The organism is Cognatazoarcus halotolerans (genome assembly GCF_009800965.1).
GTDB classification, from domain to species: domain Bacteria; phylum Pseudomonadota; class Gammaproteobacteria; order Burkholderiales; family Rhodocyclaceae; genus Cognatazoarcus; species Cognatazoarcus halotolerans.
Genome location: NZ_WUAF01000004.1, coordinates 212490 through 235886, shown reverse-complemented (window position 1 = coordinate 235886; position 23397 = coordinate 212490). Strand labels below are relative to the sequence as shown.

Genomic DNA, 23397 nt, shown 5'->3' with positions numbered 1-23397 from the left:
GGGTCCGCCCGTCAGTCCGTTCACTGCCGCGAAAACATGCCCACCCGGTTGCCCTCGCTGTCCATGAACAGCGCGATGTAGCCGATGTCCTCGCCGATGAAGGTCTTCTCCATCGCCACCGCGCCGCCGGCCGCCTTGACGCGGGCCAGCGGTTCGGCGAGATCCTTGCCCCCGTCCAGATACACCAGGGTGCCGTTGTCGCGCGGCTCCAGCTGCGGCATGTGCACCAGCGCGCCACCGGGCTGCGGCTCGGCATAGGGGAAGATCGCCATCGGGTTGCCGCCGCAACGCTCGCGGCGCAGCGACACCGCAAAGACGTCCTCATAGAAGCGCGTGGCGCGCTCGATGTCGCGCACTGGCAGTTCGAACCAGCTGATCGGTTTGTCCATTCCTGTTCTCCTGTGGCCGGAAGCGCCGGCTCGCGCCTCCCGGATGATCCGCCGCGGGATGCGACGGGCATTGCCATTGTGGTGACCCCCTCCTGACAGCGTGGTGTCAGGAGCCTGCGCGGCATCGCCCCGGGGCCGTGCTAAGGTGACTCATCCACCAATGCCGCCTCCTGCCATGCGTCCCGCCGACCGTCTTTTCCAGATCATCCTCATGCTGCGCAACGGCCGCGTGCTCACCGCGCGGGCGCTGGCCGAGGCGCTGGAAGTGTCGGAGCGCACCATCTACCGCGACATCGCTGACCTCATCGGCTCCGGCGCACCGATCGACGGCGAGGCGGGCGTTGGCTACCGCCTGCGTCGCGGCTATCAGGTGCCGCCCCTCATGTTCACCGGCGACGAGCTCGAAGCCCTCGTCATTGGCGCCAAGCTGGTCCAGGCCTACGGCGATCCCGCGCTCGGCAAGGCCGCCGCCCAGGCCATCGCCCGCATCGAGGCGGTGCTGCCACGCGCACTCGAAGAACGGCTGGCCGGCAGCGATCTGCGCTTCTGCGCACCCGATTTCATGCACCCCGCCCCGCTGCGCGAACCCATGACCCTGCTGCGCGAGGGCATGGAGAAGGGCCTCAAGCTGGAGGTGCGCTATCGCAGGGAAGACGGCGAAGTCTCGCTTCGCACCCTGTGGCCACTCGGCCTGGTGTTCTGGGGCCGCTGCTGGACGCTCGGCGCCTGGTGCGAGCTGCGGCAGGGCTTTCGTACCTTCCGGGTGGACCGCTTCGAGGCGGTGGCGATTGGCGGCGAGCGCTTCGACGATCGATATGGCGAGCTATGGCGGGCCTACCTCGCGAAGGCGCAGGGCGAGTGTGGTTCGTGAGAGCAGGGAGGGAGCTTCCGCGGCCTGACGGTCCGAGGCCCGCTTTCGATCGGCGACTGTCTTTGTCGGAATTCTTTCCACTCCAAGTCACTGATATTGCAGAAAAGTTCGTGCGTCCTTGAATGTTGGTCAGTATTTTATTGGGCGTATTTGTTGCTTGGTCTCAATACCGGGTTGGATTGGACAAGAGGGCGGCCATGAACACGCGCAATGCGATACGCCAACTGCTGATGAGCCTTTGCATCATGATCCTCGCGCCGTCGGTGAATGCGGCGGCTGTTTATTGGAATCTGTTCAACGCCGAGGGTGAAAGCGCCGCCGATGCGGTGTTCGTCACCTACGCTACGCTGGGCGACATGCTCAACGACACCAACCGCACCGGCAGCGGCGTGCCGGACGGATTCGGTGCGGCCGTCAATGTCGTCGGGTCGGGTTCGGACGGGCACACATTCTGGAATCTGTTCAACGCCGAGGGCGAGAGCGCGGCCGATGCGGTGTTCGTCACCTACGCCACGCTGGGCGACATGCTCAACGACACCAACCGCACCGGCAGCGGCGTGCCGGACGGATTCGGTGCCGCCGTCAATGTCGTCGGGTCCGGCTCGGACGGGCATACCTACTGGAACCTGTTCAATGCCGAGGGCGAGAACGCCGCTGATGCGGTGTTCATCACCTACGCCACGCTGAGTGACATGCTCAACGACACCAACCGCACCGGCAGTGGCGTACCGGATGGTTTCGGGGCCGCCGTCAATGTCGTCGGGTCGGGTTCGGACGGAACAAACTACTGGAATCTCTTCAACGCCGAGGGTGAAAGCGCCGCCGATGCGGTGTACATCACCTACGCCACGCTGAACGACATGCTCAACGACACCAACCGCACCGGCAGCGGCGTGCCGGACGGCTTCGGGGCGGGCGTCAATGTCGTCGGGTCAGGCTCGGACGGACACACGTTCTGGAGCCTGTTCAACGCCGAGGGCGAGAACGCAGCTGATGCGGTGTTCGTCACCTACGCCACGCTGGGCGACATGCTCAACGACACCAATCGCACCGGCAGCGGCGTGCCGGACGGATTCGGTGCCGCCGTCAATGTCGTCGGGTCGGGTTCGGACGGAACAAACTACTGGAATCTCTTCAACGCCGAGGGCGAAAGCGCCGCCGATGCGGTGTTCATCACCTATGCCACACTGAACGACATGCTCAACGACACCAACCGCACCGGCAGCGGCGTACCGGATGGTTTCGGGGCTGGCGTCAATGTCGTCGGGTCGGGTGCCTTTGTCATACCGGAGCCGCCGGTCAGTGTTCCGGAACCGAGTGTGATCAGCCTGATTATGGCGGCGCTGGCGTTGATGTTTTGTTCGACCAAGGCACGCTGCAGGCCTGGTTTGAATGTCGTTCGTATCGGCCGAACGTAGATACTTCGTCTGCGTCCCTGTGGTGCCGGCAAGCTGCGCTTGCGGTTCCGTAGCCAGATAGCTGGATCGGTCGGCACTGCCTGTCCCGGAGATGAGAAATGCCCGCTTCGAAGGGGCTTCTCTGGGATGAGTTGATTTGGTGTCGGGTTTTCGGACGGAGTTGAAGTCGCTGGGGATGCCAGGAAAAGACACCGGACACCGCGCGAGGTAGTGCGGCCTGTGAGGCGCTGAGACGTCGGATTGGCCGTCTCGGCCGGCGACTGCTGGTCGGCCTGAACAGCCGTTCGGGCATGTCGCCGCCAAGGTCAGCAACCAGTCGATCCGCGGCCGTCGCTTCGTAGGTTGGCCTCAACGTTCGCACCAAAGAGAAACCACGCTGTCCGCGGCGATAAACCTAACCTACGCTGTCTTGCAAGAAAACGCAGCGTCGCTGACGGCCGAGGTCGCGGCGTTCATTGCGCTGGTCAAGGCGCGCTTTCCTAGGCTCCAGACTGAACGTGTCTTCGCCGATACTTGTTCGATGTCGGAACCCTGATGAACCCTCTCGACGGCCCAACACCTAGACACAAAGGGAATCTGTTGACGTTCCCTATAAGGGAACATAACATTCGAGCCTCTATGGGAAAGATAGCAACTCGATATGCAACTGCTCGGCCTCCCCAAGCTCGACGATTTCAAGCGCAAGCACGCGGATTCGCGGGGCCCGCTCGACGTCTGGCGGGTAGCGGTTGAGCAGTCGCAGTGGAGCGGACCGCAGGATGTGAAGAACCAATATCCGAACGCGAGCCTTTTGGCGGACAACCGGGTGATTTTCAACATCAAGGGCAACACTATCCGCCTCGTGGTCAAGGCGAAGTACCAAAACGGAATCGTCTTGATCGAGTGGATTGGAACGCATGCCGAGTACGACAAAAAGACTTTCTAGAGCACATGGGCAATGCGGCGAACTGGGATAAAGGAGTTGGACATGAAGCAGATTCGAGTGATCAAGACGCAGCGTGACTACGACGATGCGGTTGCTCGGCTGTCCGCTTTGATGGATGAGGACATCAAGCCGGGTTCCTCCAAGGAAGGCGAACTGGAACTGCTCGCGTTGGTCATCGAGGCCTACGAGCGCACCAAGGTCGAACCGGTATCGCCGGACCCGATCGACGCCATCTTGTTTCGCATGGACCAAATGAATCTGGGCAAGAAGGACATGGTTGCGTACCTTGGCTCGCTGCCCAAGGTATCGGAAGTCCTGGCCCGCAAGCGCCCGCTCAGCTTGGCCATGATCCGGAAAGTTCACAAGAGTCTCGGCATTCCGGCGGAGATCCTTCTGGGCGAGGGTGACGACGACATCGACCTCGGGCAAGAGCCGCAGTACGACTACAGCAAGTTTCCGTGGCAGGAAATGATCGAGCGAGGCTGCCTGCAAGGCGCCGTCGAGACGGTTCGTCAGGCCAAGGAACGCGGTGAGGAATTGATTCGGGAGTTCACGCGCGACGTGTCGTTGGGTGCGCATCGTCCGGCGCTACTGCGCGCGCCCCTCCATCAGAGCGGGTCGCGGGTCATGGATGAGTACGCACTGCAGGTATGGCGTGCCATGGTCCTGAAAAAGGCACGCCAGCAAAGGCCTCAACTAAAAACCCAATACAAGGAGGGGGCAATTACCGCTGAGTGGTTGCGTGACCTCGCAAAGCTCTCCCGGTTCGAACATGGCCCCCGTTTGGCGATTGAGTATCTGGCCGACATTGGAATCACGCTGGTAGTCGAAGCGCACTTCAAAAAGACCTACCTTGATGGCGCGGCAATGTTGGACGACGGGGTGCCAGTAGTTGCTTTGACCTTGCGACATGACCGGGTCGACAACTTCTGGTTCGCGCTGATCCACGAGTTGGTCCATGTGCAGATGCATTTGAGGTCGAATCATCTATTCATCGCCGACAATCTTGATGACAAGACCCGGAGCAGCAAGGAAGAAACCGAAGCGGACTCCGGGGCGCAGAGCGCGCTGATCCCGGCTGAGGAGTGGGCTGCGTCGGCTGCGCGTATGAACCCGACTGCGGCCCATGCGATTGCCCTTGCCGACCGGTTGCGGATTCACCCCGCTATTGTTGCTGGCCGGGTGCGTCACGATGCGGATAACTGGCGCTTGCTAAAGGGGATGACCAAGCCAGTTCGATATCTTTTCGCCGATCAATATGGAGGCATCGCCCAAGCAGCCTAACTGAGCATCAACTCCTACCGGCAAAGAAAAGGCCCCGAAGTGCTACCAACACTTCGAGGCCCGGTGAGGTGAATAGGGGTCTACCGAACACCTATGCACGCAATGTCTTGTGCGAAGACAACGAATTCTAGCAGTTCGCAGTGCATGGACAAGCCAAAACCCCTCCACGTTCATGAGGAATGGCTATGGCCTTTATCCGACGAAGGAGCGTCTTCGTGCGCGCATACACCCGCTTCCGCTTCGGCGCGCGGGAGTCTGTGCGCCAACACTGGCGCTCGCACCCCGGTCAGTTAGAACTTTTCGCCTGACCACCACTGCGGGAATCGTCGCTGATTCCCGCCAATGCACTTCTTTTTACTGTTAGCAGTCTTACCATGGCAACGAAGAAACCCAACACTGAACAGACCTCCGCCCGCGTCGCGCCAAGGCTGCCAAGCTGTTGACCAACCCCAAGACGTCGGCGGCGGTGAAATCCGTCGCAGCATCCGCACTGAGTCAGCGTGGCGGCAGCAGGCCGAAGGGTCGCTAACGTCGAGCTCGTTCCGAGGCGCTCATGAGCCTTTATCGGCTGACCGCTGGGGGGGCGAATCCAGCTATCACCTGACGTGACAAGAGGTCATTCACCGCCGATAGCGGGTAACCGACGCATGACCGCCTGAGGCTGGCATCAAGCCCAAGGTCGGCTCAGGCCGATTGCTGACTAATGTCCTGCCCACAACTCGCACATACGCGAATGCCCCGCTACTTGCGCGGCCGGTCGCTGCAACGTATGTATGATCGAGTGCCAAATCTGCGGGGCTGCATCCAGAACGGCAAGAACACAATGTCATTGCGCCACTCCACCGCAATTCGATAAGTCGGGTGCGAGGGGCGCAATGGCCTGCAACCGTACCCGACTTCCCGTCGCCCGCTATCACCCTGATAGCGATTATCTTCTGTACTCGATGTCGCACCATGTTCACACTGACCCCATCAAATCATCGTCAAGGGGCCTGTCATGGCGAAGTGGATTGCAAGCAATCAGCGTACGTTCAAGAAGACGGGTTCGTACTACCTTACCCATATCGCCGTTGCAATATCGGTGGCGTATGCGGTGACGGGGGATTTCGCGAGCTCGCTCACCTTGAGTCTGCTCGAGCCGAGCGTGCAGGCGGTGGTGTATTTCGTTCATGAGCGTTTCTGGAGTTCGAGCAGGCGCGACGGCGATGTTTTGCCGCAGGGCGAGCTCGGGATTCAGGGCCAGGCCTAGAGGCGCTGGATCGAGGGCGGCTGCGATACGCCGCCAGTCCGCCACTGCCCGGTGGTTCCCGACCCCGGGCCTGAGCGGACCGAGGGCCTGCCAGCCGGCCCGGTTCCCAGCGTCATCCGCTTTCATCCGCTGGCGCGATTTGCAACCGCCCTGTCACCCCTTGTCCCGACTGTTTCGCTAGTCTTCCCCAATCCTTGAACGGGCGCGCACACTGTGGGTCCGCAAGTGGCGGCGCCGGCCCGTGTGGCGGGTACCGCGGATCAATCAAACAGGGGACGGGGAGACATGAGCACCATCAAGTCCAGCATCAACACCCGCGCTGCGGATTTCCAGGCCAATGCCGCGAGTCTGCGCGGATTGGTCGAGGATCTGCGCACCAAGGCGGCGGAGGTTTCACTCGGCGGCGGCGAGTCTGCGCGGGCCAAGCATACGGCGCGGGGCAAGCTGTTGCCGCGCGACCGGGTGGGGCACCTGCTCGATCCGGGCACGGCTTTTCTCGAGGTGGGCCAGCTCGCGGCTCACGGCATGTACGACAACGAGGCGCCCTCGGCGGGGGTGATCACCGGGATTGGCCGGGTGCAGGGGGTGGAGTGCATGATCGTGGCCAACGACGCCACGGTGAAGGGCGGCACCTACTACCCGATGACGGTGAAGAAGCACCTGCGCGCGCAGGAGATCGCCGAGCAGAACAACCTGCCCTGCGTGTACCTGGTGGATTCGGGCGGTGCCTTCCTGCCGCGGCAGGACGAGGTGTTCCCCGACCGTGACCATTTCGGCCGCATCTTCTACAACCAGGCCAACATGTCGGCCAAGGGCATCCCGCAGATCGCGGTGGTGATGGGTTCGTGCACCGCGGGCGGCGCCTATGTGCCGGCGATGTCGGACGAGACCATCATCGTCAAGAACCAGGGCACCATCTTCCTCGGCGGGCCGCCGCTGGTGAAGGCCGCCACCGGCGAGGTGGTGACCGCGGAAGACCTCGGTGGCGGCGACGTGCATACCCGCCTCTCCGGCGTGGCCGACCACCTTGCCGAGAACGACGCCCACGCGCTGTATCTCGCGCGGCGCATCGTCTCCAACCTCAACCGGGTCAAGCCGCTCGGTGGCCAGATGAGCCTCGCGCTGGGGCAGGGCGAGGAGCCGATCTACGACCCGGAAGAGATCTACGGCATCATCCCGACCGATACCCGCAAGCCCTTCGACGTGCGCGAGATCATCGCCCGCGTGGTGGATGGCTCGCGTTTCGACGAATTCAAGGCGCGCTACGGCACCACCCTGGTGTGCGGCTTCGCCCAGCTCTACGGCTACCCGGTGGGCATCGTCGCCAACAACGGCATCCTCTTCGGCGAGTCGGCGCAGAAGGGTGCGCACTTCATCGAGCTGTGCGGCCAGCGCGGCATCCCGCTGCTGTTCCTGCAGAACATCACCGGCTTCATGGTCGGCCGCAAGTACGAGAACGGCGGTATCGCCAAGGACGGGGCCAAGATGGTGACCGCGGTGGCGACCGTGCAGGTGCCCAAGATCACCACCCTCATCGGTGGCAGCTTCGGCGCCGGCAACTACGGCATGTGCGGCCGCGCCTACAGCCCGCGCTTCCTGTGGATGTGGCCGAACAGCCGCATCTCGGTGATGGGCGGCGAGCAGGCCGCCAGCGTGCTCGCCACGGTGCGCCGCGACGGCATCGAGGCCAAGGGCGGCGCCTGGAGTGCGGATGACGAGGAAGCCTTCAAGGCGCCGATCCGCGAGCAATACGAGTTCCAGGGCCATCCGTACTACGCCACCGCGCGGATGTGGGACGACGGCGTGGTAGACCCCGCCCAGACCCGCCGCGTGCTCGGCCTGTCGCTGTCCGCTGCGCTCAATGCACCCATCCAGCCGACCAAGTTCGGCGTGTTCCGGATGTAAGGGGAGTCACGAACATGTTTGAAAAAATTCTGATCGCGAACAGGGGCGAGATCGCCTGCCGCGTCATCAAGACGGCCCGCCGCATGGGCATCCGCACGGTGGCGGTCTATTCGGAGGCCGACGCCAGCGCGCGCCATGTGCGCATGGCCGACGAGGCGGTGCTGATCGGCCCCGCTTCGGTCAAGGAAAGCTACCTGGTGATCGAGCGGATCATCGCCGCGGCGAAGCAGACCGGCGCCCAGGCCATCCACCCGGGCTACGGCTTCCTGTCCGAGAACGAGGCCTTCTGCCACGCCTGTGACGAGGCCGGCATCGTCTTCATCGGCCCGCCGGTCTCGGCCATCCACGCCATGGGCTCCAAGTCAGAGGCCAAGAAGATCATGGGCGCCGCCGGCGTGCCGCTGACCCCGGGCTATCATGGCGACGACCAGGACCCGGCCTACCTGCACCAGCAGGCCGACGGCATCGGCTACCCGGTGCTCATCAAGGCCGCGGCTGGCGGTGGCGGCAAGGGCATGCGGCTGGTCGAGAAATCTGCGGATTTCATCGAGATGCTGGCTTCGTGCAAGCGCGAGGCGATCTCCAGCTTCGGCGACGACCATGTGCTGATCGAGAAGTACATCACCCGGCCGCGCCACATCGAGATCCAGGTGTTCGGCGACACCCAGGGCAACTGCGTGTACCTGTTCGAGCGCGACTGCTCGGTGCAGCGCCGCCACCAGAAGGTGCTCGAAGAAGCGCCCGCGCCGGGCATGACGCTGGAGCGTCGTGCGGCGATGGGCAAAGCGGCGGTGGATGCCGCCAAGGCGGTGGGCTATGTGGGTGCCGGCACGGTGGAGTTCATTGCCAACCAGGACGGTTCCTTCTACTTCATGGAGATGAACACCCGCCTGCAGGTGGAGCACCCGGTGACCGAGATGATCACCGGCCTCGACCTGGTGGAATGGCAGCTGCGCGTCGCCGCGGGCGAGCCGCTGCCGCTGGCCCAGGAGCAGCTGCAGATCCGCGGCCATGCGCTGGAGGCGCGGATCTACGCGGAAGACCCGGACAAGGGTTTCCTGCCTTCCATCGGCAAGCTGGTGCACCTCTCGCCGCCGGGCGAAGGGCTGCATGTGCGTGTCGATACCGGCGTGGAGGAGGGCGACGAGATCAGCCCCCACTACGATCCGATGATCGCCAAGCTCATCGTCTGGGACCAGAACCGCGACCGCGCGCTGGCGCGCATGCTGCAGGCGCTGGCCGAGTACCGCGTGGTCGGCGTGTCGAACAACATCGAGTTCCTGTCCCGCCTCACCGCCTGCCCGGCCTTCGCCACGGCGGATCTCGATACCGGACTGATCGAGCGCGAAAAGGCCTACCTCTTCCCGGAGGGCAAGGAGGCGCCGGCCGAGGTCTGGCTGATCGCCGCGCTGGCCGAGCTGCTGCGCGAGACCAACCGTGCCGAGGACAAGGCCGCGCGCGGTCGCGATCCGAAGTCGCCGTGGCACGCCCGCGACGGCTGGCGGGTCAATGCCACCGCGCACCGCGGGCTGATCTTCCGCCTCGGCGAGGTGCAGAAGACGGTGAACGTGGCCTACCGGGCCGACGGCTACACGCTGACGGTCGACGGTCGCTCGGTCGAGGCACGCGGCGAGCTCAATCCGCGCGGCCTGATGCGGGTCGAGCTGGACGGTACCCGCATGGACGCCACGGTGATTGCCGCGGCAGAGAAGCGCCACGTGTTTGCACAGGGACGCGCCTGGCAGCTCGCCAACGTCGATCCGCTCTATCACGCCGGCGAGGGTGGCGGTGCGGAGGGTGGCCTGCTGGCGCCGATGCCGGGCAAGGTGATCGCCCTGATCGCCGCCGAAGGCGCCACGGTGGAGAAGGGCGCGCCGCTGCTGATCCTCGAGGCGATGAAGATGGAGCACACCATCACCGCGCCGGGCCCCGGCACGGTCAAGGCCTTCCGCTTCGCGGTGGGTGACCAGGTGGGCGACGGTGCCGAGCTGGTGGATTTCGAGGTCGCAAAATGAGCCTGCCCGCAAAGGTGCGGATCGTCGAGGTCGGCCCGCGCGACGGGCTACAGAACGAGAAGCAGCTGGTCGACACCGATACCAAGGTCGAGCTCATCGCACGGCTCGGCAAGGCCGGGCTGAAGGCGATCGAGGCGACCTCCTTCGTCTCGCCCAAGTGGGTGCCGCAGATGGGCGACGCGGCCGAGGTCATGGCGCGCATCGAGCGCCTGCCCGGTGTCGCCTACCCGGTGCTGACGCCCAACCTCAAGGGCTTCGAGGCGGCGCTGGCGGCCGGCGCGCAGGAGGTGGCGGTGTTTGCCGCCGCCTCGGAATCGTTCAGCCGCAAGAACATCAACTGCTCGATCGCCGAATCCCTGTTGCGCTTCGAGCCGGTGATGGCGGCGGCGCGTGCGGCCGGCGTCCGGGTCCGCGGTTACGTGTCGTGCGTGCTCGGCTGCCCCTACGAGGGGGAGATCGCGCCGCAGGCGGTGGCCGACGTGGCGGCCACGCTCGCCCGCATGGGCTGCTACGAGATCAGCCTGGGCGACACCATCGGCACCGGTACGCCGGGCAAGACCCGCAGGATGCTCGAGGCGGTGGCCGCGCAGGTGCCGGTCGAGCGCCTGGCCGGGCACTATCACGATACCTACGGCATGGCAATCGCCAACATCGCTGCCTCGCTGGAGGCGGGCGTGGCGGTGTTCGATGCCTCGGTGTCGGGGCTCGGCGGCTGTCCCTACGCCAAGGGCGCGTCCGGCAACGTTGCCACCGAGGAAGTGGTGTACCTGATGCACGGCATGGGCATCGAGACCGGCATCGATCTCGATGCGCTGGTGGCCTGCAGCCTGTGGATCAGCGAGCGGCTGGGCCGTGCGCCGGGCTCGCGGGTGACCCGGGCACGTTCCGCGCGGTAGATTTTTTCTTAATCGTCGATTTTATCCATGCATTAGAAAAATATATTCCACGGAGAGCAGATAGCATTCACCTCGTCGTTCCGTAACCCGGAGCGCAAAAACCTACAACTCACAGGAGACAAGGTCGCAGGGTCCAGCCGGCAGCGCCAAAAGCGTGATTCCGGAGGGCTTGCGGCGCTTTACCAGACCCATGGCAAAGTCCCTTCTCGCAGTCAGCCTCGCAGACAAGTACACCCTTGAAACCGGCCGGGCCTACATGACCGGCATCCAGGCGCTGGTTCGCCTGCCGATCATGCAGCGCATGCGCGATGCGGCCGCCGGTCTCAACACCGCCGGCTTCGTCACCGGCTACCGCGGTTCGCCGCTCGGCAACGTCGACCAGGAATTCTGGAAGGCAAAGAAATTCCTCGAGCCGCACCAGATCCGCTTCCAGCCGGGTCTCAACGAAGACCTCGCCGCCACCTCGGTGTGGGGCACCCAGCAGGTCAATCTCGATCCCAACGCACTCTACGACGGCGTGTTCTCGATCTGGTACGGCAAGGGTCCGGGCGTCGACCGCACCGGCGACGTGTTCCGCCATGCCAACGCCGCGGGCACCTCGAAGCATGGTGGCGTGCTGGTGATCGCGGGCGACGACCATGCCGCCAAGTCGTCCACGCTGCCGCACCAGACCGAGCATGTCTTCAAGTCGCTGATGATGCCGGTGCTCTCGCCGGCGGGCATCCAGGACTACCTCGAATACGGCCTGCACGGCTTCGCGATGTCGCGCTACTCGGGTTGCTGGGTGGCCTTCAAGGCGCTCACCGACACGGTCGAGACCTCCGCCTCGGTGGACGTCGACCCGTTCGCAGTCAAGACCGTCATCCCGACCGATTTCCCGCTGCCGGCCGATGGCCTCAACCTGCGCTGGCCGGATCCTCCGCTGGTGCAGGAAAAGCGCCTGCTGCACCACAAGCTCTACGCCGCGCTGGCCTATTGCCGTGCCAACAAGCTGAACAAGACGGTCATCGACAGCCCCAATGCCAAGCTCGGCATCATCACCAGCGGCAAGAGCTATCTCGACGTGCGTCAGGCGCTCGAAGACCTTGGCATCGATGACGCACTGGCCGCCTCGATCGGCATCCGTCTCTACAAGGTCGGCATGGTGTGGCCGCTCGAAGCCGAGGGCGTGCGCGAGTTCGCCGATGGCCTCGAGGAGATCCTGGTGATCGAGGAGAAGCGCCAGTTCCTCGAATACCAGCTCAAGGAAGAGCTCTACAACTGGAACGAGAACGTGCGTCCGCGCGTCATCGGCAAGTTCGACGAGACCGGCGAATGGTCGCTGCCGCACAGCGACTGGCTGCTGCCCGCTGCGGGCGAGCTTACCCCGGCGATGATCGCCCGGGTGATCGCCGCGCGCATCGCCCGCTTCCACACCTCGGACCGCATCAAGGCCCGCATGGCCTTCCTCGAGAGCAAGGAAGCCGCGCTGGCCAAGCCGCGCCTGTCGATCGCCCGCGTGCCGCACTACTGCTCGGGCTGCCCGCACAACACCTCGACCAAGGTGCCGGAAGGCTCCCGCGCGATCGCCGGCATCGGCTGCCATTACATGGCCACCTGGCTGTCGCCCGAGTCCACCCAGACCTTCTGCCAGATGGGCGGCGAAGGCGTGCCCTGGGTCGGTCAGGCACCGTTCACCGCGACCAAGCATGTCTTCGCCAACCTCGGCGACGGCACCTACATGCACTCCGGCATTCTCGCCATCCGTGCAGCGGTGGCGGCGAAGGTAAACATCACCTACAAGATCCTCTACAACGACGCGGTCGCGATGACCGGTGGCCAGCCCCACGACGGCACCCTGTCGGTACCGATCATCGCCGCGCAGCTGGCGGCCGAGGGCATCCACAACATCGTCGTGGTGAACGACGGCACCCCGCGCGCCTACGGCCCGTCCGACCTGCCGCACGGCGTGCCGATCCGCCACCGCGACGAGCTCGACGCGGTGCAGCGCGAGCTGCGCGAAGTGCCGGGCGTGACCGCGCTGATCTACGACCAGACCTGCGCCGCCGAGAAGCGCCGCCGGCGCAAGCGCGGCAAGTTCCCCGATCCCGCCACCCGCGTGGTCATCAACGACCTGGTGTGCGAGGGTTGCGGCGATTGCAGCAACAAGTCCAACTGCATGTCGGTGGCCTCGGTGGAGACCGAATTCGGCCGCAAGCGCACCATCGACCAGAGCTCGTGCAACAAGGACTACTCCTGCGTGAAGGGCTTCTGCCCGAGCTTCGTCACCATCGAAGGTGGCAAGCTGCGCAAGGGCAAGGCCGCCGGTGCGCCGGCCGATGCCTTTGGCGAGCTGCCCGAACCGAAGTTGCCGGGCACGGCTGCGCCGTGGGGCATCCTCATCACCGGTGTCGGCGGTACCGGCGTGGTCACCATCGGTGCCTTGCTCGGCATGGCGGCCCACCTCGAGGGCAAGGGCGTGTCGATCCTCGACATGGCCGGCCTGGCGCAGAAGGGTGGCGCGGTGTGGTCGCATGTGCGCATCGCCGACCGTCCCGAGCAGATCCATGCGGCGCGGGTCGCCGCCGGTGAAGCCAACGCGGTGATCGGTTGCGACCTGGTGGTCGCGGCCGGCGACGAATCGCTTGCCAAGATGCGCCACGACCACACCCAGGTGGTGGTCAACAGCGCAGAGACCATGACCAGCGAGTTCGTGCGCGGCTTTGCCGCCCAGGCACGCAGCGGCAACGTCGGCGCCAACCCGGATCCGCAGTTCCCGGCCAGCCCGATGGAGCAGCAGATCATCGACGCGGTGGGCAGCCAGAATGCCGAGTTCCTCGACGCCACGCGGGTTGCCACCGCGCTGCTCGGCGATGCCATCGCCACCAACCTGTTCATGCTCGGCTACGCCTGGCAGAAAGGCCTGGTGCCGCTGTCCCGCGAAGCCCTGATCAAGGCGATCGAGATCAACGGCACCGCGATCGAAGCCAACAAGGCGGCCTTCCTGTGGGGCCGGCGTGCGGCGGTCAATCCGGTTGCGGTTGCCGAGGCGGCGACGCCCAAGCGCGCCGAGCCCGAGCATCATCGCCTGTCGGTAAGCCTGGACGAGGTGATCGCGCGGCGCGAAGCGCAGCTCACCGACTACCAGGACGCTGCCTACGCGAAGCGCTACACGACGCTGGTCGCAAGGGTGCGGGCCGCCGAGGCGCGCGTGGCGCCGGGCATCACCCTGCTGACCGAGGCGGTGGCGCGCGGCTATCACAAGCTGCTGGCCTACAAGGACGAATACGAGGTGGCGCGGCTGTACACCGACAGCGACTTCCTCAAGCGAGTCGACGAGCAGTTCGAGGGTGACTACAAGCTGGTCTTCCATCTTGCGCCGCCGAGCCTCGCCGATCGCGATCCGGCCACCGGCGAACTGCAGAAGAAGAAGTACGGCCCGTGGATGCTCAAGGCAATGCGCCTGCTGACCCGCTTCAAGGGGCTGCGTGGCGGTGCGCTCGATCCCTTTGCGCGCAGTGCCGATCGCAAGCTCGACCGTGCGTTGATCGCCGACTACGAGCGCAACATCGATGAAATTCTCGGAGCGCTGGAGCTGTCCAACCACGAAACCGCGGTGGAACTGGCCTCGCTGCCCGAGCAGGTGCGTGGCTTCGGCCATGTGCGCGAGCGTTATCACGCCCAGGCGAAGAAGCGCGAGGCGGTGCTGCTCGAGGCCTTCCGCAACAAGCATGCGGCCGCCGACCCGGCGCGCAGCACGCCGCGCAAGACAATTGCCGTAATCCCCGGCTGAGCCGGAATACCAAATTGCCGCGACCTTCCGGCGCCGCCACAAGCGGCGCGCGGCGGGCCGCGGCATCTTCCAAGACCCATGAAGGAGACAGCAGCATGAGCGTTTTTTCACTGAGCGATTTCGCCGACCACGAACAGGTCGTGTTCTGCAGCGACGACAAGAGCGGCCTCAAGGCCATCATCGCGGTTCATAACTCCAACCTCGGCCCGGCCCTCGGCGGCTGCCGCATGTGGCCCTACGCCAGCGAGGAAGAGGCGATCCGCGACGTGCTGCGCCTGTCGCGCGGCATGACCTACAAGTCGGCGATGGCCAACCTCAAGCTCGGCGGTGGCAAGTCGGTGGTGATCGGCAACCCGCGCACCCAGAAGACGCCGCAACTGCTCGAGGCACTGGCGCGGGCGGTGGACAACCTCAAGGGCCGCTACATCGCGGCAGAGGATTCCGGCACCAGCGTGGCCGACATGAAGTACATGGCCGAGTTCACCCCGTACGTGTCGGGCGTGAAGGACAAGGCCACCAAGGACGGCAAGCGCAGCGGTGATCCCTCGCCGGCCACCGCCTACGGCACCTTCGTCGGCATCCGTGCCGCGGTGAAGGAGAAGCTCGGCCGTGATTCGCTGGACGGCCTGCGGGTAGCGGTGCAGGGTATCGGCAATGTCGGTTTCGATCTTGCGCGCCAGCTCAAGGCCGCCGGCGCCAGCCTGTGGGTGAGCGACATCCACCAGGAACAGCTCGACCGCGCGCAGCAGGAACTGGGCGCCACCGTGGTCGGCTCCGAGGCGATCTTCGGGCTCGACGTGGACGTTTTCGCACCGTGCGCGATGGGTGCCATCCTCAACGACAAGACCATTCCGCAGATCAAGGCGCAGGTCATCGCCGGTGCCGCCAACAACCAGCTCGCCGAGCCGCGTCACGGCACCGCGCTGATGGATCGCGGCATCCTCTATGCACCCGACTATGTGATCAACGCCGGTGGCATCATCGACGTCTATCATGAACGTACCGGCTTCAAGCATGAGGAAGTCACCCGCCACGTGGAGCAGATCTACGACAACCTCATGGAGATCTTCGAGCGTGCCCGTGTCGAAGGCCGTCCCACCGGAGAAGTGGCCGACGTGATCGCCGAGGAGCGCTTCAAGCGCTGATTCCGAGCAGGTGGCGCACGGTTGCGACAAGCCTCCGTGCGCCTGCATCACCCATTACAAATCGGCGCCGGTGCTGCCCGCAAGATCGCGACAGGCCGAGAACCGCCACATCAGGAGGATAGACACATGAAAGGTTCCACCCTTGCGGCCAGCGGCTCGCCGGGCATTGCAGGCAAGATCCACGGCGCCTGGTCGTCGCGGATGGGCTTTCTCATCGCTGCAGTCGGCTCGGCGGTCGGTCTCGGCAACATCTGGAAGTTTCCGTACATGGTGGGGCAGAGCGGCGGCGCCGCCTTCGTTGCCGTCTACCTGGTGTGCATCGCGCTGATCGGTTTGCCGATCATCGTCGCCGAGTGGCTGCTCGGGCGTCGCGGCCAGAAGAACCCGATCAACACGATGGCGGATCTCGCCCGCAAGAACAATCGCAGCAAGGCCTGGGTCACGATCGGCATCAGCGGCACGCTCGCGGCCTTCCTGATCCTTTCCTTCTATAGCGTGATCGGCGGCTGGGCGCTGTCCTATCTGGCCGACGCGGCCGGTGGCACCTTCAACGGCATGGACAAGGATGCCGCAGGCGCGCTGTTCAACGGCATGCTCGCCAGCCCCGCGACGCTGGTGGCTTGGCACACGGTGTTCATGGTCCTGACCGTCGGCGTGGTGGCGATGGGCGTCTCGAGCGGGATCGAGCGCGCATCCAAGCTGCTCATGCCGGCGCTCGGCGTGCTGCTGGTGATCATGGTCGGCTACGGCGTGACCACCGGTGGTTTCGGCGCCGCCGCCGAGTACCTCTTCAAGCCTGACTGGAGCAAGCTCAACAGCACCGTGGTGCTGGCCGCACTCGGCCACGCCTTCTTCACCCTCTCGCTGGGCATGGGCGTGATGATGGCCTACGGCTCCTACCTCGGTCAGGACGTGAACCTGCTGCAGGCCGCCCGTACCGTGGCGATCGCCGACACCGTGATCGCGCTGGGCGCCGGCCTCGCGATCTTCCCGATCGTGTTTGCCAACGGCCTCGATCCGGCCGCGGGTCCGGGCCTGGTGTTCGTCACCCTGCCGCTGGCCTTCGGCAGCATCTCGGGCGGGATGATCCTCGGTGTGATGTTCTTTGCGCTGCTGATCTTCGCCGCGCTGACCTCGTCGATCTCGCTGCTCGCTCCGGTGGTGGAGTTTGTGGAAGAACGCACTCCGTTGAGCCGTGTCGCGTCCACCGTCGTCGCCGGCATCGCCATCTGGGCGCTCGGCATCGCTGCGCTGCTGTCCTTCAACGTGTGGAGCGATGTGAGCATCCTCGGCAACAACATCTTCGACCTGCTCGACAAGCTCACCAGCAAGTTCCTGCTGCCGCTCACCGGCCTCGGCGCGATCGTCTTCGTTGCCTGGTGTCTCGACCGCGAGAGCGTGCGCAAGGAGCTCGGTCTCGGCGAAACCGGGACGATGATCTGGAACCTCGTCTCGCGCTTCGTTGCCCCGATCGGCGTGCTGATCGTTTTCATCAGCAGCCTCTGAGCGTGTTTTAGCAGGTACTGTGACCGGGCGCCGATCCACAAGGGTCGGCGCCCTTTTTCACGAGATGCCCGGATGACGCCGACACGGTGCGTTGTCGAGATGGTCGTTCGAAGGCACGCGGGTCGGGGATCGATTTCCCGCTGGAGCCCGACCCTCGATCACGCTCAACCGATGTCCTCGTCGCTATCCCGTGGCGCGTTGGTGCCGTGGCGCACTTCTCTTTGCCGGCGGGCCGTCAGTGCTGCCAGGGCGGCGGCCGCGCCGTCATGTGTGCTCAGGCCCCGGACGCGGGCGATCCGTTCGAATCCGCCCGTCGAGTCGATCGCGAAGACGCAGCCGGGCGAATAGTCGGGCAGGTTGAGCGAGTAGCGCGCCGAGATCGCGGCCGACGTTTTTTCCCAATGGGCCTTCGCGTTGGCGCGGGTAGCGGGCGAGGGGAACGGGTTGCCGCTCTTCGAGGCCGGATCGTCGGGGGCGATGAGGGCTGCCGGACAGATCACGAGCGTCTTGTTCAGCCAGCCGAAGCGCTGCATCTCGCCGATCTCCAGCAGCGACCCTTCCGATGCACCGGGGACCATGATGATCGCGCGCGCCCTGCCTGCAAGCTCCCTGAAGCGCGCCAGCCATTCCGAATCCGGTGTGCCGAGCTTCATCGCCCCGACCGACGGCTCATTGCCCAACGCGAAAAGTGGCACGTGGGTTGCCAGCGCGTTGGCAAGATCTTCCTCGAGTTCACGGCGAGCCCCGCTACCGAGGGCCGACATGAGATACAGCACGATCCCGACGAGGGGGTGGGTCAGCACCATGCCGATGAAGCCGACGTAAACGACCATCGCCAGGGGGCCCTGCCAACGCGCTTGTACCGCCCGGCCGTCGAGGCTGAAAGGCCTGAGATAGAGGGCGAAACCGTCCGGGCAGTCGAGTTCTCCGGCGTGGTGACGGTCGGCGAACTGCTGCCTGCGGGCCATTGCTTCCCGGGCCGCTCTCCCGGATATCGTGGCTGCGATATGGACCAGCAGCATCGCCAGTGCGATGCCTGCCGCTGCGCCGATCAGCGACGCGGTCGACGCCTTGGCCACGGGATGGGCGCCCAGGAGCGCTGCGGCCACGATCAGATAGGCACAGATGACCGCGACGCGGGCTCGTCGCGGCACGCGGGTGGTCAGGCGCCAGTCCTCCGCGGCGATGCGGTCTCCGAAAACGAGGCCGCACCATTGGCAGTTCGCCCTGCCCGCCAGTGAAACGTTTCCGCATCCGGGGCAGGATCGTGTCCCGGCCGCTGTCGCTGCACTCCCCGATGCCATCCTGCCACCTCGTTCGAGTCCGTGGAACTGCGGGATCTCCGCGCACCGCGAGCCTGCCGTGCCGACGGGACGACGGGCGGCAGACCGGGGCGGCGCGGCACCCATGATTCCATATGGCTGAATCGACGAGGTGAAAAGATTGCAGTCGGTCGCGGCGGGTCAGGCTGTCGGCGGCACCCGTCCGACGTGCAGCAGGTTAGTGCTGCCGGTCTCGCCGAAGGGCATGCCGGCGATGATGAGAACCGTGTCGCCGGCAGCGGCGAACCGGTTTGCGACCGCCGCGTCGGTGGCATGGGAGACCATCTCGTTGATGTCCTGGATGCGTTCGAACGGTATCGGGTGCACGCCCCATGCCAGCGCGAGCCGGCGGGCAGTGGACTGCAGCGGCGTGAGCGCGAGGATGGGCGGCACCGGACGCTCGCGGCTGGCCCGCAGGGCGCTGAAGCCCGAGGTGGTGAAGGCGGCGATGGCGGCCGGTTCGAGCAGGCCCGCGACGCGACGCAGGGCGCAGCAGATCGCATCGGGCGTGGTGGCTTCGGCGGGCGTGTGGCTGGCTTCGAGCCCGCTGCGCCAGATCGGGTCCCGTTCGACCTCGCCGATGATGCTGTTCATGATGCTTACCGCTTCGACCGGGTACTGGCCGGAGGCGGATTCGGCCGAGAGCATGACCGCGTCGGCGCCCTCGTAGATCGCGGTGGCGACGTCGGAGGCTTCGGCACGGGTCGGTACCGGTGAGGTGATCATCGATTCGAGCATCTGGGTGGCGATCACCACCGGTCGCCCGGCGGCGCGCGCGGTGCGCACGATGCGTCGCTGCAGGATCGGCACCTGCTGGGGCGGCAACTCGACGCCGAGGTCGCCGCGCGCCACCATCACGCCATCGGCCTGGGTGACGATCGCCTCGAGGTGCTCGATCGCCGAGGGCTTCTCGAGCTTGGCCATGATCCATGCCCGGTCGCCGATGATCTCGCGTGCCTCGCGGATGTCTTCCGGACGCTGCACGAACGACAGCGCCACCCAATCCACACCCAGCTCGAGTCCGAAGGCGAGGTCGGCGAGGTCCTTCGCGGTGAGCGGCGAGATCGGCAGGATCACGCCGGGCACGTTCACCCCCTTGCGGTCGGACAGCACGCCGCCGACCATCACCGTGGTTTCGGCATGATCGGGACCGAAGCTGTCGACCCGCAGGCGCAGCTTGCCGTCATCGAGCAGCAGATCGGTGCCGGCTTCGAGCGCGGCGAAGATTTCCGGGTGCGGCAGGTTGGCACGGGTGGCGTCGCCTTCGGCCGGATCGAGATCGAGGCGGAAGCGCGCGCCGGCGGTAAGTGTGGTCCTGCCTCCGGCAATGCGGCCGACCCGCAGCTTGGGGCCTTGCAGGTCCATGAGGATGCCGATCGGGCGCCCGGTCTCGCGTTCGACTTCGCGGATCTGTGCGTAGCGCTCGGCATGATCGGTGTGGCTGCCGTGGCTGAAATTGAGACGGAAAACGTCGGCACCAGCTTGGACCAACTCGCGGATGCGTTCGATCGACGAGCTGGATGGGCCCAGCGTGGCGAGAATGCGGGAACGGCGATCGCGTTTCATGCGGCCTCCCGGGCGTTCAGGAGCCGGGTGATGCCGGCGCGCGCAACCTGCGCGTCCTCGCCGGCCTTGACGCCGGAGACCCCGATTGCACCGATCACCACGCCATCCGTGATGATTGGTTCGCCACCTTCGAGCGGGACGATCGGCATTGCCAGGGCGGCATAGCGGCCGTTGTTCACCATGTCCTCGAAGATCTTGCTGGGCTTGCCGCTGAGCACGCAGGCGCGGGCCTTCTCGGGTGCCACCTGGGCACTCATCAGCGGTGCGCCATCCATGCGTTGCAGCCACAGCGCGTGACCGCCGCCGTCGCATACCGCGATGCTGACCGTCCAGCCGTTGGCGAGCGCTTCGGCTTCGGCGCCGGCCGCGATGTGCCTGGCGTCGTCCAGGGTGAGCGAGTTGATCGTTCTCAAGGGTGTCTCCTTAATGGTTGTGCGTTTTGTTCAGCTGATCAGGATGGCGCGGAAATCATTCACGTTGGTGAGTGTCGGGCCGGTGATCAGGCTGTCGCCGAGGGCTTCGAAGAAGCCATGGCCATCGTTGTTCTCGAGGCTGTCGCGAGGCCGGATGCCCTGAGCCCAGGCGCGTGCGAGGGTGTCCGGCGAAACGAAGGCGCCGGCGATCTCCTCCTGGCCATCGACGCCATCGGTGTCGCCCGCCACGGCATGTATGTTGGGCATGCCGTCGAGCGCCACGGCCAGCGAAAGCAGGAACTCCACGTTGCGGCCGCCGCGGCCGTTGCCCTTCACCGTGACGGTGGTTTCGCCGCCGGACAGCAGCACGCAGGGCGGCGCCACCGGCTGGCGATGCGTCCCGACCTGCCGCGCGATGCCGGCCATGACCTTGCCGACGTCACTCGCTTCGCCTTCGATGCTGTCGCCCAGCAGTACCGGCGTGAAGCCTGCCAGCGCGGCGACCTTGGCAGCGGCTTCGAGCGCCATCTGCGGGGTGGCGATGAGTCGGGTGTCGACCCGTGCGAGCCGCGGATCGCCGGGTTTGATGGTCTCGCCGGCGCCCGACTCGAGCAGCTTGCGCGCGCCGGCGGGCAGCTCGATCTGGAAGCGGCGCACGATCTCCAGCGCGTCGGCGCAGGTGGTCGGGTCGCCGACCGTGGGGCCGGAGGCAATATCGATCGGGTTATCGCCCGGCACGTCGGAAATCAGCAGGTTCACCACGCGCGCAGGATGGCAGGCTGCGGCGAGCCGCCCGCCCTTGATGGCGGAGAGATGCCGGCGCACGCAGTTCATCTCGGAGATGGTCGCGCCGGACTTGAGCAGCGCCCGGTTGATGGCCTGCTTGTCCTCGAGGCTCACGCCCTCGCCGGGCAGCGGCAGCAGCGAGGAGCCGCCGCCCGAGATCAGGCAGATCACCAGGTCGTCGGCGCTGAGTCCGCGGACCACTTCGAGCAGGCGTGCGGCAGCCTCCCGGCCGGCGGCATCCGGCACCGGGTGGGCGGCTTCGACGATTTCGATGCGCTCGCATGGCACCGCGTAGCCATAGCGCGTTACCACCAGCCCGGAGAGTTCGCCGGGCCAGTTGCGCTCCAGCGCCTGGGCCATGGCGGCCGAGGCCTTGCCGGCGCCGATCACGATGGTCCGGCCGGTGGGGGGCGGGGGCAGGAATCGCGGGATGCAGTGGCCTGGCTGGGCCGCATTCACCGCGGCGGTGAACATGCGTTCGAGCAGATGGCGCGGGGTACTCGTCATGGTTGGATCCAATTGGTTGTCAGCGCTCACCGAGATCGGTGAAGCGAATCGGCTGGGCACCCTTCCACAGCACCAGGCGGCCCATGTCCATGAGCTGCTCGCCACCCTCGACCACGGTCAGGAAATGATTGCCGGCGAGCTGGCCCATCTTGCTGGCGAACTGGCTACTGCCGTAGGCAAACAGGATTTCCGTCTCGGAGAAGCCGCCCGGGTAGAGCAGCACGTCGCCGCGCGAGGGATGGTTGGTGTGGTTCTCGAAACCGAGGCCAGTGTCGAAGTCGCCGAGCGGCACCCACACCGCCTCGCCGCTCCAGCGCGAATGGATGACCTGGTTGGCGAAGGGCAGCAGCTTGAGGAAAGCGGCACAGGTTCGCGGCGCGGCCTCTTCTTCGAGACGGGCGACGAAGCGCAGCGAGGCGACGTCTATGGCGAGATGGCGCATTCGGATCTCCTTGTCACGTCGGGCCGGGTGCGGCCCGACATCATTTCTCTCTCAGCGACCGATCTCGAAGTTGGCCATCTTTTCGAGCGCCCGCACCATCGCGGAGTGGTCCCAGCCGGCGCCGCCGTGTGCGGTACAGGCGTTGAACAGCTCCTGGGCCGTGGCGGTATTGGGCAGCGACACGCCGAGCTGGCGGCCGGTGGTGAGCGCGAGGTTGAGGTCCTTCTGGTGCAGCTCGATGCGGAAGCCCGGGTCGAAGGTGCGCTTGACCATGCGCTCGCCGTGAACCTCGAGGATGCGCGAATTGGCGAAGCCGCCCATCAGCGCCTGGCGCACCTTGGCGGGATCGGCGCCGGCCTTGGCGGCGAGCACCAGTGCTTCGCCGACCGCCTCGATGGTCAGTGCGACGATGATCTGGTTGGCCACCTTGGTGATCTGGCCATCGCCGTTGCCGCCCACCAGGGTGATGTTCTTGCCCATCAGCTCGAACAGCGGCTTGACGGTTTCGAACGCGGTGGTGCTGCCGCCGACCATGATGGTCAGGCTGGCGGCCTTGGCGCCGACCTCGCCGCCGGAGACCGGCGCATCGAGGTATTCGCAGCCGAGCGCGTTGATGCGCTTGGCGAAGTCCTTGGTGGCGACCGGCGAGATCGAGCTCATGTCGACCACGATCTTGCCCTTCGAGAGACCGGCGGCAACGCCGTTCTCGCCGAACAGTGCGTCTTCGACATGCGGCGTGTCGGGCACCATGGTGATGATGATGTCGGCCTGGCGCGCGACCTCGGCACTGTCCGCGCACACCCTGGCGCCGGCTTCGGTAACGCTCTTCGGCGTCTCGCCGCGGGTGTAGGCATACAGGGTGTGGCCGCCCTTGATCAGGTTGACCGCCATGGGCGCGCCCATGATGCCGAGTCCGATGAAACCGATGTTGGCCATGTTGTTATCTCCTTTGTTCCGTATCCGGGTTGAATTCTGTGGGGATTGGG

18 protein-coding genes are annotated in these 23397 nt (G+C 65.6%); 11 read left to right on the top strand and 7 right to left on the bottom strand.

Annotated features, from left to right (window positions below; all coding sequences use genetic code 11):
* Nucleotides 1-20: 20 nt before the first annotated feature.
* Entirely contained in the window at nucleotides 21-389 is a 369-nt protein-coding gene (locus GQB03_RS07485) for a VOC family protein (RefSeq protein WP_159686797.1), read from the bottom strand.
* 160 nt (nucleotides 390-549) lie between these two features.
* Between GQB03_RS07485 and GQB03_RS07480 the strand changes: the two genes are divergently transcribed.
* The 11 genes from GQB03_RS07480 to GQB03_RS07430 all read left to right on the top strand — a co-directional run bounded on the left by GQB03_RS07480 (nucleotide 550) and on the right by GQB03_RS07430 (nucleotide 17375).
* On the top strand, nucleotides 550-1260 hold the full coding sequence (locus tag GQB03_RS07480; RefSeq protein WP_235026982.1) for a helix-turn-helix transcriptional regulator: 711 nt from the start codon (nucleotides 550-552) through the stop codon (nucleotides 1258-1260).
* Nucleotides 1261-1457: 197 nt separating this feature from the next.
* Nucleotides 1458-2678 (top strand): hypothetical protein, encoded by a 1221-nt coding sequence (locus GQB03_RS07475; RefSeq protein WP_159686794.1) that lies wholly within the window; start codon nucleotides 1458-1460, stop codon nucleotides 2676-2678.
* Between the two features lie 640 nt (nucleotides 2679-3318).
* Nucleotides 3319-3603, top strand: a complete 285-nt coding sequence (locus tag GQB03_RS07470) for a type II toxin-antitoxin system HigB family toxin (protein WP_159686791.1) — start codon at nucleotides 3319-3321, stop codon at nucleotides 3601-3603.
* Between the two features lie 42 nt (nucleotides 3604-3645).
* On the top strand, nucleotides 3646-4887 hold the full coding sequence (locus GQB03_RS07465; RefSeq protein WP_200832138.1) for an ImmA/IrrE family metallo-endopeptidase: 1242 nt from the start codon (nucleotides 3646-3648) through the stop codon (nucleotides 4885-4887).
* Between the two features lie 997 nt (nucleotides 4888-5884).
* Entirely contained in the window at nucleotides 5885-6136 is a 252-nt protein-coding gene (locus GQB03_RS07460) for a DUF2061 domain-containing protein (RefSeq protein WP_159686788.1), read from the top strand.
* Between the two features lie 285 nt (nucleotides 6137-6421).
* On the top strand, nucleotides 6422-8041 hold the full coding sequence (locus tag GQB03_RS07455; RefSeq protein WP_159686785.1) for a carboxyl transferase domain-containing protein: 1620 nt from the start codon (nucleotides 6422-6424) through the stop codon (nucleotides 8039-8041).
* A gap of 14 nt (nucleotides 8042-8055) precedes the next feature.
* Nucleotides 8056-10056: an acetyl/propionyl/methylcrotonyl-CoA carboxylase subunit alpha gene (locus GQB03_RS07450; protein ID WP_159686782.1), complete on the top strand. Its 2001-nt coding sequence runs from the start codon at nucleotides 8056-8058 to the stop codon at nucleotides 10054-10056.
* Nucleotides 10053-10952 (top strand): hydroxymethylglutaryl-CoA lyase, encoded by a 900-nt coding sequence (locus GQB03_RS07445; RefSeq protein ID WP_159686779.1) that lies wholly within the window; start codon nucleotides 10053-10055, stop codon nucleotides 10950-10952. The genes GQB03_RS07450 and GQB03_RS07445 overlap by 4 nt, the downstream gene beginning before the upstream one ends.
* 190 nt (nucleotides 10953-11142) lie before the next feature.
* Nucleotides 11143-14724: an indolepyruvate ferredoxin oxidoreductase family protein gene (locus GQB03_RS07440; protein WP_159686776.1), complete on the top strand. Its 3582-nt coding sequence runs from the start codon at nucleotides 11143-11145 to the stop codon at nucleotides 14722-14724.
* Nucleotides 14725-14819: 95 nt separating this feature from the next.
* Nucleotides 14820-15869 (top strand): Glu/Leu/Phe/Val dehydrogenase dimerization domain-containing protein, encoded by a 1050-nt coding sequence (locus tag GQB03_RS07435; protein ID WP_159686773.1) that lies wholly within the window; start codon nucleotides 14820-14822, stop codon nucleotides 15867-15869.
* A gap of 126 nt (nucleotides 15870-15995) precedes the next feature.
* Nucleotides 15996-17375, top strand: a complete 1380-nt coding sequence (locus tag GQB03_RS07430; RefSeq protein ID WP_159686770.1) for a sodium-dependent transporter — start codon at nucleotides 15996-15998, stop codon at nucleotides 17373-17375.
* A 164-nt stretch (nucleotides 17376-17539) separates the two neighbouring features.
* Here GQB03_RS07430 and GQB03_RS07425 read toward each other — a convergent pair whose 3' ends face one another.
* The 6 genes from GQB03_RS07425 to GQB03_RS07400 form a co-directional block, all read right to left on the bottom strand.
* A complete protein-coding gene (locus tag GQB03_RS07425; protein ID WP_159686767.1) occupies nucleotides 17540-18529 on the bottom strand; it encodes a hypothetical protein in 990 nt (329 codons plus the stop codon).
* Nucleotides 18530-18838: 309 nt separating this feature from the next.
* The gene (pyk, locus tag GQB03_RS07420) at nucleotides 18839-20263 is read right to left on the bottom strand and encodes a pyruvate kinase (RefSeq protein ID WP_159686764.1); all 1425 of its coding nucleotides are present in this window, start codon (nucleotides 20261-20263) and stop codon (nucleotides 18839-18841) included.
* Nucleotides 20260-20676, bottom strand: coding sequence for a GlcG/HbpS family heme-binding protein (locus GQB03_RS07415; protein ID WP_159686761.1), 417 nt, complete (start codon nucleotides 20674-20676; stop codon nucleotides 20260-20262). The genes pyk and GQB03_RS07415 overlap by 4 nt, the downstream gene beginning before the upstream one ends.
* 30 nt (nucleotides 20677-20706) lie before the next feature.
* Entirely contained in the window at nucleotides 20707-21969 is a 1263-nt protein-coding gene (locus GQB03_RS07410; protein WP_159686758.1) for a glycerate kinase type-2 family protein, read from the bottom strand.
* Between the two features lie 19 nt (nucleotides 21970-21988).
* On the bottom strand, nucleotides 21989-22411 hold the full coding sequence (locus GQB03_RS07405) for a DUF3830 family protein (RefSeq protein ID WP_159686755.1): 423 nt from the start codon (nucleotides 22409-22411) through the stop codon (nucleotides 21989-21991).
* Between the two features lie 51 nt (nucleotides 22412-22462).
* A complete protein-coding gene (locus GQB03_RS07400) occupies nucleotides 22463-23347 on the bottom strand; it encodes a 2-hydroxy-3-oxopropionate reductase (RefSeq protein ID WP_159686752.1) in 885 nt (294 codons plus the stop codon).
* Between the last annotated feature and the right edge of the window lie 50 nt (nucleotides 23348-23397).